This is a genomic window from Synergistota bacterium (assembly GCA_021159885.1).
Classification (GTDB): domain Bacteria; phylum Synergistota; class GBS-1; order GBS-1; family GBS-1; genus AUK310.
The window spans coordinates 45,839-57,853 of record JAGHDO010000068.1; the positions used below are offsets into that span (position 1 = coordinate 45,839).

Here is a 12,015-nt window from a genome sequence, read left to right on the forward strand (position 1 = left end):
CGGGAGGTTCTCCCTATTTTCCCTTTCTGGTGGAGCTGGCGGGAATTGAACCCGCGACCTCTTCCATGCCAAGGAAGCGCGCTCCCACTGCGCCACAGCCCCAAAAGTCATATGTTATTATAAGGTCAGAGAAAGAACTTGTCAAGCAAGAATAGGATTTTCCTAAAGCAGGTGTCTACGGAGTATGAGCAAGAAAACGGGAAGCGTAAGGAAAAAGCTTCCTATCCATCTCAGCTCCAGGGATCCAAAAGAGCATCCTCCACCGCTTTTCCGCATTACTATAAGATCTTTCTCCACAACGGCGTATTGATTTGTGGAACCAAGAATTTTCATCACTATTTTATGAACCCCAGGTTCATCCGGTATAAGCGAAACTCTAATCGGATGATAGCTATGAGGCTCTATTCCCGGTATATACTCCTGATCGAATATAACTTTGGTTCCATCAGGCTTCTCGTCGTAGAAATTAACAAAAGCATCAACAACGCTCTGATCTGATGTGTTCTGTATATCCGCGAAGACATCCAGCCTTTCTCCTATCATCACCTTGGGCGAACTGAACTCCAGCTTACCATCGAGCTCCTTAAGCAAATCCTCTCCCGAATAAATCCCTACTACTGTCTGAGGCTTCGTGTAAACATACACATAGAACCATCCTTCATTATTGCTGTACTCATCTTCATTATCATGCTTAGGTATTTCTTTTATCTCATCATCTGGATCAAGCGTTACATGAATTTTATAAAGCCCATCGGGAACGTTAGAAATATCCCATGTTATCTCAGCAAATTTCCAGTTCTTACCGTCACCAAAAGCCGGTATCTCATCAACGGTAACGGTCCCAATGGTAGTTCTGTTAGTCTCTTTTTGATGGACTGGATCATACTTAGCATACTCAAACTTTACCTTAAGATCTTTAACCGTAACATCTGCATATGTGTTATATATCGCAAAGTTATATACCCTACACTTTATCGTAACCTGCTTGGTCTCGTCCTTGTAAAGAACTTGACCCAAGGGATAACCGTTCTCATCACAGAAGAACATTCCCCTTATCTGCGTCGCATCAGGTGCGTCGTTCCTTTCCCACTCATCTTCCTCCGTTTCCTTATTTAACCTCACCCACTTCCAGAACTTGGGAAGAGCAAGCGCAGGATCGGGAGCTACACCATAGCGTGGTAGCCACCAGTTATTCAGGGTATCCTGGGAGATCTTAACCACGTAAGAAAGCTTTAGCAACCCGGTATCGGTTGTGTAAACAAACGGGTGTATCTCATAACTGTATTCCGAGTTCAAAACCGGAACCTTGATGGTAAAACCGGATGTTTTTGTTATATCCGTCTCATTTATGGTCGTATTCGTAAAGCTATCATCCCACTTGAAACGAAGCTCACCGGATACCTTAACGCCAAATATCTTCTTTATCTTCCCTCCGAGGGAGATCGAGATATCCAGATCCTTCTGATTCTTCTTCTTAAAGATACTTTTATTTCCGTTTTTGACCTCATCCGTCCAAGAAACATCCCATGTAAATTTATCCCCTCCAAGCGTAAAGCTCGTTTCCTGAGTGAGGAGATTATTTTCGTCAAAATCATCAATTTGAGAGGTATCCATTGGGTATGACATTAATATTCCATTAACGTGAACCGGTTGATACCATTCCAGATTCCTTCCAGGAACGTTAGCCGTCTCAACCGGACCAGGAACCACAACCTGATAGAATATTTGATGGCCATCATCATCCTGACGACCTATTATGGGATATCGCCATATATCCACCTCCTGACACCTAAAAGCAACATAATCATCAGTCTTCGTCGAAGCCTCTACGCCAGTTTCAGTCTCATCGAGTTCTTTCTGATAGGTTTCGTTCGTTTTATACCAGGATTGGGTAAATTTCGCCTTAACACCCTCTTGGAATTTAAAGACCTTAAGATTTACTCCTCCCTTTTCGCCCACCTTTTCGCTTCTCGCGAAGCTACTATAGGTTTTCTGCTTAGTAGTAACAGCCGATTCTTGCGTATCCTTATCCTCAAACTCGGTATAAAGGAAGGACATTCTCGTGCAGTTTATGACCTTATACTTCCCATCATCATCCTGCGTGTAATCAAGGTGTTTGGGGGGCTCCTGCATCACCACAAGAGGCGTGATCATCTTATCCATAACTATGTGCGTCGGAGGACCGAGAAGGAGACTATCATCATCCACATCACCTATGGTCATCGTTGCAAGAGCGTCGGGATTGAAATTGTCCGGTGTCACATCGGTTAGCACATAATGTAAAGCATCGTTATAGAAATAGCAGGTAAGAAGACCGAGCTTGGAAGCAGAGCCGTCATATGATTGAAATTTAAGCAAAACATAAAGAGCGTTCTTTTGATAGGGAGGATTAGTTGGCGTATATTCACCCGTTATATTACCGAAAGCAGAATCACACACCTCCATGTTAAACATCTGGAAATCCCTAAGACGCATCGTGATATGTCTAACTTTAGAATCTTGGGGAGAAACGACAAAGAGATCACCCGATACCACGTCTTTATAAAAGTTAACGATTATAATCTCCTCATTACCGTCTCCGTCTATATCGCCAGATTTAACAGCCATACCCACAAATTCATCTTCATTAACATCACAGGACTCATCTATCCTCTTTCCAAATATCTTCTTTAGATGATTATCATCCGTTACCTTATAGATTTCAACATGCGTGGGATTGAAGTAAGTATTTTCCCATTGAAGCGAAACTATCGCTATTTCATCTTTCCCATCATTATCATAATCTCCCGCCGTTATTCCATAGAAAAATGGCCTATCAAGCGGATGAAGCTGGGTCTCCTCACTCAATATTTTGTCAAAGTCAAGCGTATCGGTATCAAATTGAGTTTCGCACTTAAGCACAACAATTTTGTAGTTTTTATTATTTCCCTGAGGAATGAGAATCGCAACTTCTGGCATGCTATCTCCATCCACATCAGCAAGCGTGGCTAAGGGAGCGTAACCGTGCCAGTCCTCTCCAATACCAAGCACATCATAATCCGGTACAAAGGAGTTGAGCGATGAGAGATCACAAAGGGTTACAGTACCATTGCCTTCTACCAATATCAAGAGCGCATCATATTCGCCATCACTATTCCAGTCATAAGCAACGATCGAGGGCCTGGTCAAAGAAATACCTCCATGGGGAAAATCAAATTTATCTTTAATTTCTCCTTCCTCGCTAAAATAAGCTATGCTAACATCGGTTCTATTCGAATCATCCATCCCCGCTAATACGAATAGAGAGTCATCGGCATACACGGTGCTTCTGGAATATCCTTGTAGGAAAATAGACGCTGGATATTTCTTATAATTAGTAGCTTTCCACGGCAGAGAAATGGTGTTAACGGTAAAACTGCTATCCTTATATGGAAAACTCTTTTTATCGCGGGGATTTAGTATATGCAAGGTAACTGACCCGCTTTTAGGATCCAAAGTGGCGATGAATATCTCCTTATCCTCCGCTACGCTATATTTCCCAGCGTAGGGATCGTTCGAGGCAAGCCTATCAGCAAAAGATGTCCCGACGATAAGAAGCGCAAACAGGATTACGATTACGACTATCCCCATGCTCTTAACCGCTTTCTTCCAGACACAGGACATTTTCGCTCACCTCTTTTATGGAATTGATAAAATAATAAATGAAGATGAGTCCAAATCGATGCCATAGGAGGATTTCCTCACCAATATTTTATCACAAGTCTTTATAGGTGTAATAGTTAAAAAGGAAAGGAGTGTTTTCAAACATGAAGGTTGTATTATTTGATGTAGATAATACGATGATTAAAAGCACAAAAGCTCATACAAGAGCTTTTATTGAAGGCTTATCCAATGTTTTCGGAATCGATTTTAAAGAAGAAGATTTCGAAAATGCAGGCCCTCCGGGCATGACGGATCTTGAAATAGCAATCGTGGCAGGTGAAAGAAGAGGAATATCACGAGAGGAAATTTTGAGAAAAATGAAAGAGATCTCGAACGCAATGGCTGAAAGCTTTGCTAAAAGTATCGAAAAGGGAGAATTGGAACTCCTTCCCGGCGTTAGAAATCTGCTTGAGGAGCTTAAAGCTCGCTCATTTACCCTCGGCGTCATGACAGGAAACTTCGAAAAGATAGCATGGATAAAGTTAAAGAGGGCAAAGATAGATGGATTCTTCTCATTTGGAATCTTTGGTGGAGAAGCAGAAAACAAATCGATGATGGGAAAAGTAGCGATGAAAAAAATAAGAGGGCTCTTTGGCAAAGAGCCCTCTTTCATTTGCATAATAGGAGATACCCCAAGGGATGTAGAAGCCGGAAAGTTAATCGGTGCGAAGACAATCGCTGTAGCAACAGGAAGCGCAACGGAAAGAGAACTTAAACAAGCGAAGCCAGATCTTCTTCTTAAAAACCTGGAAGATCACATTTTTATCCTAATCTGGATAGTTAAAGCCAGCGAGGCTTGAGACCCGCCCAAGATCTTACCTTTTCGTAAGCTATTATTCTCGGTATATTAGGTTTATCGCTGGGACCGGGATTCTTCATGTAGAAGGCGTTTACCTCATATACCGTTCCGGAAAGGCCTCTTTCGACGGCTATTTTACCAAGTCTGACCAGATCAACTATCAAGCCAGCAAGGGCAGGACTGTCATTTATTCTCGCATTGACTATGAGCTCATCAACCGCTCCGTTAAAGCTAACATATTCCATATGAAGTGAAACAAACTTCTTATCTCCCAGAGATTCTATATAGCCAGTAGGCTTTATATAGTGAGGAGCATCGTAGCCGAGAATATCCTTAACTATGCTGGATTTGGTCTCCTCCTTGCTCTTGTTTCTATCCCTATCGGTTAGCGCGAGAAAATCCATATTCCCACCTATATTAAACTGAGCAACATCTCTAACAAGCCTATTTCTTTGAGCCTGATGGGCAAGAAGATCAGCGGTAAGTGGAGTTGCTCCAGTAGCTCCATCATCTCCAAAAACGACGAGATTATGCTCCTCAGCAAGTTTAAGCATAATAGGATCATTGGCGAGAAGAGTGGGAATCGTATTTACGAAGGCACATCCCCCACGCTCCTTAGCATAAAGACAAGCAGCATAGAAGTACGCTTGGGTTGCGGTTAACCTCTCTTTATCGCTTTTCTCTATTGCTTCGAGAAACTCCTCCCTGCTCGAAAAAATCTTAAAAGACTCAGTCGTGCAGACGTTAACCAAGGCATCTACGCCGAGTTCCTTCCACTCATGGACGAGCTCCTCAATCGCTTCCCTAAGTGGTTTCTCATCCTCCCTACCACGCGCTTCGACCGGAAGATTCCTAAGGCTTCCTAAGTGTATCCCTCTCCTTATTCGAACGCCTCCTAATGTCTCAAATATCTTCCCATTCCAGTACTTTTTAACCACATCTTGAAGCGTGAGTCCCACCTTGGAATCATCAACGTCATAGCTTCCCACTATCTCTATCTCTTCCACCCTGATGGGAAGCTCATCCCTAAGCGGAATCCCTGCATATCCGAGCTCACCTCTCTTTATCCTTTCAACCCCAACCGCAAATACGCTTCCAACGAAACCTTGCCCCAAAATAGCTACCCTCACGAAAAGATCACCTCCTTGAGAAGTTTTCTCTATTCCATCTCCAAACAAAACAGATGGTTAAAAGAACCCTTATATTCGTGAGAACCGCAAGAACCCAGAAAAGCTCCTCAAGGAGCCCAAAGGCGCAGAAAAGCATCGTCAAGAATATCCTCTCATCCCTCTTACCAGAAAGATATCTCAGCGGTTCTATCTCTTTGTAAGCATCTTTCCCATAAGCCCCCTTGAATCTTTCCGTGGAGTAGCTCACCATTACTGAGCCAAATATCGCGAGAGCGATAACGTGAAGATACGAGCTGGGAAGCCCATAAGCCAGAGCGAGAAGAAAGAAAAAATCAACAAACCTATCTAAGAGCGAATCGAGCCAGCCCCCAAATTTGCTCTCCCTTAGAGAAGCTCTCGCTATCTCTCCATCAACTCCATCAAGTATTGAGCTCAACTGGTATATTACCCCTCCCCATAGAGGAGAAAAGTATGCCACCAGAGCCGAAAACATGCCGATTAGGAATGAAATCCAAGTCATACCATCTGGTGTAATAAACTCACAAACCTTTTCTGAAACCCACGTCGATATCCTTCTATTTATCAGCCTTGAGATTACTCCATCTCCCACTCCCTTAACTGAATTTTTTATTATAGCCTTACGCAGTACTGAAAGCTCTTCCGGTGTATCAGCATCCATCCAGAAGAAACCAGAAACTTCTGAAACTTTAACACGCGCTTCTTTCATGATCTCACTTAGCTCCACGCTTTCATGGCGTGAAACAAGCTCAGACGCTACCCTGAAAATATCATCGCTCAGAACAAAAAAGCCCGTATCAAGAGCATCGTAAACCTCAAGTTTCTTCCCTATGTCCACCACCCTACCATCTTTTATCCTTACCTTCGTAGCCTCCGCATGATCCACAAATCTGCCAATCCTATCAACTATGAGTCCCTCTCCACAAACTGCTCTTTCGATGAAATCTCTCTCATAAACGTGATCACTCATTATTAGAATGAACTTCCCATCAACGTAATCCTTAGCGAGATAAAGAGAATAACCGTTTCCCCTTTCGGGATAGTCATTAAGAACTACCCTTCCACTGAAACCATTCCTTTTCATAAACTTCTCATAAGCTTCCTTAAAAGCAGGAACCGTTATTACTACAAAATCATTAAAACCAAGATCTTTAAGATACCTCATCGTCCTATAAACGAGCTCTCTACCCGCTACTCTGATAAGCCCCTTGGGCATCCTTCCAGAAAGATCGCGCATTCGGGTAGCGAGACCCGCAGCGAGAAGAACAACCTTCATGGCAATCCCCTCCAAAAAGACGCTAAAAGAGGGTGGTTCCTTAAAAAGCAAACGTTCCCGCCAAAGGGGAAGAAAAAAAGAGAGAAAATTTGGAGAGTGTAATCCGTACTTAATATAGCATTAGTGCTATTTAGATGTCAAGAGATACAAAAGCACCGTTTCATTAGAAGCTTGACTTTGCGAAAGATTTTTGCTATCCTTTATTACAAAGACATATATTGACCTAAGTGGCGGAGAGTAGGTGAAAGCCACATCTCGCATGAGGTGTGGCTTTTCGTTTTGGGGATTTAAGAGAAAATGTCAATGCGAAGGGAGGTGATATCAAGGAAAAAGGTTGCTTACCCTTGTGGGTAAGCGCTTTACGCAAAAACCTTAAAAACTACAAGGAGGTGCCACCAGAATGAGTAAGTATGTTTTGTCTCTTGATGAGGGAACAACCAGTGCGAGGGCAATAGTCTTTGATAAGGAAAGCAATATTCTGGGAGTAGGACAGTATGAATTCCCCCAATATTACCCCAAGCCCGGTTGGGTAGAGCATAATCCCGACGAAATATGGGACGCCCAAGTTAGAGCATTTAAAACCGCTCTTGAAAAGGCAAAGGCAGAACCCAAAGATATAGCAGCGATCGGAATAACCAATCAGAGGGAGACCACCGTTCTATGGGACAAAAATACGGGAAAGCCGGTCTACAATGCGGTGGTCTGGCAGTGTAGGAGAACCGCAAGCATAGTCGATGAATTAAGAAAGAATCACTACGATCTCATCAAGGAAAATACCGGATTGGTACCGGACTCATACTTCTCAGGACCCAAGATCAAATGGCTTCTTGATAACGTTCCCGGGCTGAGAGAGAAGGCGGAAAAGGGAGAGATACTCTTCGGGACAATAGATACCTTCCTGATCTGGCGGCTAAGCGGCGGGAAGGTTCACGTAATAGATTACTCAAACGCCTCAAGAACCATGATCTTCAACATTCATAAGCTCGAGTGGGACAAGGAGATACTAAAGATACTGGGAATTCCAGAAGCTATATTGCCAGAGCCAAAACCATCAAGCGAAATTTATGGATACACTGATAAGGAAATCTTTGGCGCTGAGGTCCCGATTTCTGGAGATGCGGGAGATCAGCAAGCAGCGCTGTTTGGACAGGCATGTTATAAACCAGGTATGGTTAAAAACACCTATGGAACTGGAAACTTCGCTCTCATGAATACCGGTGAGAAACCCTACAAGTCAAAGAATTTGTTAACAACCATCGCATGGGGACTTAAGGGCAAGGTCGAGTATGCACTTGAGGGAAGCATCTTTATCACAGGAGCAGCTGTGCAGTGGCTGAGAGACTCACTCAAGGTAATAGAGGTTTCGCCCGAAGTCGAGCCCCTTGCAGCCTCGCTCGCCTCTAACGAGGGAGTTTACTTCGTACCTGCCTTCGTTGGACTGGGAGCTCCCTACTGGGATCAGTACGCAAGAGGAATCATTATCGGCATAACGAGAGGGACGAGAAGGGCTCACTTAGCAAGAGCCGTTCTTGAAGCCATGGCTTACTTAAGCAAGGATGTTCTGATAGAAATGGAGAAAGACAGTGGAATAAAGGTCGCAGAGTTAAGGGTTGATGGAGGAGCTACTAACAATAACTTCCTCATGCAGTTCCAGGCTGATATTCTCGGAACCAAGGTCATAAGGCCCGTAATTCAGGAAACCACCGCGCTTGGAGCGGCCTATCTCGCCGGGCTTGCCGTTGGCTACTGGAGCGACCAAGAGGAGATAGCCAAGATGTGGAAGGTGGAGAGAGAGTTCGATCCTCAAATGGACGAAAGCATGAGAGAGAAACTCCACTCCGCCTGGAAGGAAGCCGTCAAGAGATCCCTGAGCTGGGCAAAAGTTCTTAAAGATCTTGGATTGGAGGCGTAATAACTTCAAACGATGGATTCCGATAAGAGGGAAACCAAAAAGGTAGCAATAATAGGAGCGGGAATAGTAGGAACGGCGATAGCGCGTCTATTAAGCCAATATGAAAATCTTGAAGTGCATATACTTGAGAAAAACGCTGATGTGGGATGGGGAGCAAGCAAGGCTAACACCGCTATAATACATCCCGGACATGAGGAGGACCCGGATAAACACCCTCTAAGAGCCAAACTCTGCGTTAGAGGAAACAGAATCTGGCACAGCTGGGTAAAAGAGCTCGATATCCCCGCGAAGTGGCCAGGCGAGCTCATGCTCGCTTTTTCCAAAGAAGATCTTGAAACCGCAGAGCACTATCTCGAGTTAGGAGAGAAAAATGGTGTTCCAGGCGTAAGACTTGTCTATGGGGAAGAGCTAAGAGGGCTTGAACCTAATGTAAGCCCGAATGCTGTTGGAGCCCTCTGGGCTCCAACAGCAGGGCAATTAGCACCATGGGAAGCTATTATAGCCTTAACGGAAAACGCCGTCTCTAACGGCGCAAAGCTTCACACTGAGACTGAGGTTAGGAGAATCAAAATAGAAAATGGAAAAGTAAAGGGAGTTGAGACGAACAATGGATTCATTGAAGCAGATATAGTGATAAACGCAGCAGGTCTTTATGCTGATCAAATATCAAAATCCGCAGGCATAGATTTCGAGATCCACCCAAGAAAAGGAGAGTATTACCTCTTTGAGGAAGATGCCTTCCCAAAGGTAAATAGAATTGTTCATCAAACCCCTACTCCAATAACTAAAGGGGTATATTTAGCCACTACAGTGGAGGGCAATCTTATGATCGGTCCCACAGCAGAGGATTTGCCCGTTGAAGCGAAAGAGGACACATCAACAAGCAAAAAGGGGTTGTCCTTCGTCTGGGAATGGGCACAAAAGCTGGTAGCAGAGCTACCATCCAAGGGAAGAGTTATGAAAACATTCGCAGGTTTGAGACCAGAACCCCCTGATGGACACTGGATAATAGAAGCATATGATCGTCCATGGGGATTCGTAAATGCAGCGGGAATGAGATCTCCTGCACTTGCGTCAGCCCCAGCTATAGCAGAATATGTAGTTGAAGAGCTCTTAAGGAAAAAGCTTAAGCTGAACCTCAGGAAAAAGGAAAACTGGAACCCATACAGAAAGGGAATAAGGCGTTTTAAGGAAGCCTCCGAGGAAGAAAAGGAAAAGCTCATAAGGGAAAATCCAAAGTATGGCAATGTGGTCTGTATGTGCAAGGAAGTTAGTGAAGCAGAGATAATAGAAGCTATAGAGAGAATGCAAAGGATTGGTATAAAAACCATAACCTTAGATGGCATAAAGTTCAGAACTACATCTATGTTTGGCTGGTGCCAGGGATCGTTCTGCAGAATTCGAATAGCGAAAATAGTGTCAGAAAAACTCGGTATACCCCTATGGGATATAGCAATAAAGGATCGAAAAGTTAGCTACGGACTCGGAAATGTAAAGACCTTCTTCGTAGATAGCAAAGGGGTTGAGAAAAATGCGTGATAGATACGACACCGTAGTAATTGGAGGCGGACCAGCAGGTCTTTCCGCCGCTATAAAGGCAAAAGAACACGGCTTAAGCGTTCTGCTCCTTGAAAACAGAGACCTTCTTGGCGGAATACCTCTTCAATGCGTTCATCCTGGCTTCGGACTCCACTATTTTAAGGAAGACCTAACGGGAACGGAGTTTATCTATCGATTTATAGAAAAGTTTGAAAAACTTGGGATAGAAAGCTATACTAATGCTCATCTTGTGGAAATAGAGCTTGTATCCGATATAGAAAAAAGATTAAAAGTTATCACACCAAGGGGAGTTTTAAGCCTTCAGACAACAAGCCTGATCTACACAACCGGCGCCAGAGAGAGACATATTTTCGAAATCGGAATAACGGGAAATAGACCACCGGGAGTGTTCACCGCTGGAGAAGCACAAACGATGATGGATATATACGGAATCATGCCGGGCAAGGAAATCGTTATAGTAGGCTCAGGAGATGTCGGACTTATAATGGCAAGAAGATTTGCCTTAGAGGGAGCAGATGTCAAAGCGGTCATAGAAATAATGCCTTTCCCTGGCGGATTAACGAGAAATGTAGTTCAGTGCCTTCACGACTTTGATATCCCGCTTTACTTGAGCCACGCAGTCACAAGGGTTGAGGGAACGAAAAGGGTTGAGAAGATAATAGTCTGCGAGGTGGACGAAAATCTTCGCATAAAGGAAGGGACTGAAAAGGAAATATCTTGTGATACGGTAGTTGTCGCAGCGGGACTCGTCCCCTACATAAAGATCCTTGAGAAAATCGGCGTGCTGACAGATCCCGCAACTAAGGGACCTATAATAAACGAGCTTCTTGAAACCAGTATCCCTGGGACCTTCGTTGCAGGAAACGCCCTCGTTATAAACGATCTTGTAGATTATGTAGTAGAACAGGGAGAAAAATCAGCAGATGGAGCCCGGGAGTTCGTTGAACGAGGGGGTATTCCTACAAAGAGATGGAAAAGAATGGTAAAGGGAAGAAACATAAGGCTATTGGTTCCTCACTACCTGAGCGGAGAGGAAGATGTCATGATCTACGCGAGAGTTTTAAAACCCGAGGAGAACGTCAAGGTAAGATTTCTCGAAATCGAAAAGGAGATAAAGCTTCCATTCGTGAAACCTGCTGAGATGCTGAGACTGAAGCTAAGAAAGGAAGACATAGCTAAGGCAAAAGATAAGATAACCATGGAGGTAGTTCAAGCATGAGCGAGATAAAGCGCCATAAGATAACCTGCATAGTTTGCCCACTCGGGTGCGAGATAGAAGTAAAGACCGAGGGAGATAAAATTCTTGAGATAAAGGGCTACAAATGTCCGCGAGGTAAAGAATATGCCATTCAAGAAATAACTGCTCCTAAAAGAATAGTAATGAGTGTAGTTAACGTAAAGGGAAGCTATTTCCCCACAGTCTCGGTTAAGACCAACAAGCCCGTTTTAAAGAAACTTATACCTCAAATCATGAAAGAGCTATCCCAGGTAGAACTTGAAGCTCCCATACCTATAGGAAAAGTTGTTCTTAAAAACGTTGCTGGCTCGGGCGCTGATATAGTCACAACAAGGCCCGCACCGAGGTCGCGCTAAATATAGAGATTGGGCTCTATTCCCGCCTTTAGATAAAGGTGAGGAA

8 protein-coding genes and 1 tRNA gene are annotated in these 12,015 nt (G+C 43.9%); 5 read left to right on the forward strand and 4 right to left on the reverse strand.

Annotated features, from left to right (window positions below; all coding sequences use genetic code 11):
- Nucleotides 1-27: 27 nt before the first annotated feature.
- Nucleotides 28-102 (reverse strand) — tRNA-Ala (locus J7M13_06745).
- A 60-nt stretch (nucleotides 103-162) separates the two neighbouring features.
- Nucleotides 163-3,642 carry a hypothetical protein gene (locus tag J7M13_06750; GenBank protein ID MCD6363679.1) on the reverse strand — a complete coding sequence of 1,160 codons (3,480 nt, stop codon included), beginning with the start codon at nucleotides 3,640-3,642 and terminating at the stop codon, nucleotides 163-165.
- A 143-nt stretch (nucleotides 3,643-3,785) separates the two neighbouring features.
- On the opposite strand from J7M13_06750, the gene J7M13_06755 reads away from it, so the two are divergent.
- Nucleotides 3,786-4,481 (forward strand): HAD hydrolase-like protein, encoded by a 696-nt coding sequence (locus J7M13_06755; GenBank protein ID MCD6363680.1) that lies wholly within the window; start codon nucleotides 3,786-3,788, stop codon nucleotides 4,479-4,481.
- Here J7M13_06755 and J7M13_06760 read toward each other — a convergent pair.
- Together J7M13_06760 and J7M13_06765 are read right to left on the reverse strand one after the other, a co-directional pair.
- Complete coding sequence (locus tag J7M13_06760) at nucleotides 4,462-5,610, reverse strand: inositol-3-phosphate synthase (protein ID MCD6363681.1); 1,149 nt, start codon at nucleotides 5,608-5,610, stop codon at nucleotides 4,462-4,464. The two genes, J7M13_06755 and J7M13_06760, sit on opposite strands and share 20 nt — an antisense overlap.
- Nucleotides 5,611-5,617: 7 nt before the next feature.
- A complete protein-coding gene (locus tag J7M13_06765; protein MCD6363682.1) occupies nucleotides 5,618-6,904 on the reverse strand; it encodes an NTP transferase domain-containing protein in 1,287 nt (428 codons plus the stop codon).
- Between the two features lie 400 nt (nucleotides 6,905-7,304).
- On the opposite strand from J7M13_06765, the gene glpK reads away from it, so the two are divergent.
- Genes glpK through J7M13_06785 form a run of 4 tightly spaced genes read left to right on the forward strand, consistent with a single transcriptional unit; the run spans nucleotide 7,305 to nucleotide 11,969 of the window.
- Nucleotides 7,305-8,816, forward strand: a complete 1,512-nt coding sequence (gene glpK / locus J7M13_06770; GenBank protein MCD6363683.1) for a glycerol kinase GlpK — start codon at nucleotides 7,305-7,307, stop codon at nucleotides 8,814-8,816.
- 12 nt (nucleotides 8,817-8,828) lie between these two features.
- Nucleotides 8,829-10,355 (forward strand): NAD(P)/FAD-dependent oxidoreductase, encoded by a 1,527-nt coding sequence (locus J7M13_06775; protein MCD6363684.1) that lies wholly within the window; start codon nucleotides 8,829-8,831, stop codon nucleotides 10,353-10,355.
- The gene (locus J7M13_06780) at nucleotides 10,348-11,595 is read left to right on the forward strand and encodes an FAD-dependent oxidoreductase (protein ID MCD6363685.1); all 1,248 of its coding nucleotides are present in this window, start codon (nucleotides 10,348-10,350) and stop codon (nucleotides 11,593-11,595) included. The genes J7M13_06775 and J7M13_06780 overlap by 8 nt, the downstream gene beginning before the upstream one ends.
- Nucleotides 11,592-11,969 (forward strand): DUF1667 domain-containing protein, encoded by a 378-nt coding sequence (locus tag J7M13_06785; protein MCD6363686.1) that lies wholly within the window; start codon nucleotides 11,592-11,594, stop codon nucleotides 11,967-11,969. Before J7M13_06780 ends, J7M13_06785 begins: the two co-directional genes overlap by 4 nt.
- Nucleotides 11,970-12,015: the final 46 nt, after the last annotated feature.

Coding starts and splice junctions, on each gene's coding strand:
- J7M13_06750 (MCD6363679.1), bottom strand. CDS start 3,642: ATGTCCTGTGTCTGGAAGAAAGCGGTTAAGAGCATGGGGATAGTCGTA.
- J7M13_06755 (MCD6363680.1), top strand. CDS start 3,786: ATGAAGGTTGTATTATTTGATGTAGATAATACGATGATTAAAAGCACA.
- J7M13_06775 (MCD6363684.1), top strand. CDS start 8,829: ATGGATTCCGATAAGAGGGAAACCAAAAAGGTAGCAATAATAGGAGCG.
- J7M13_06780 (MCD6363685.1), top strand. CDS start 10,348: ATGCGTGATAGATACGACACCGTAGTAATTGGAGGCGGACCAGCAGGT.
- glpK (MCD6363683.1), top strand. CDS start 7,305: ATGAGTAAGTATGTTTTGTCTCTTGATGAGGGAACAACCAGTGCGAGG.
- J7M13_06785 (MCD6363686.1), top strand. CDS start 11,592: ATGAGCGAGATAAAGCGCCATAAGATAACCTGCATAGTTTGCCCACTC.
- J7M13_06765 (MCD6363682.1), bottom strand. CDS start 6,904: ATGAAGGTTGTTCTTCTCGCTGCGGGTCTCGCTACCCGAATGCGCGAT.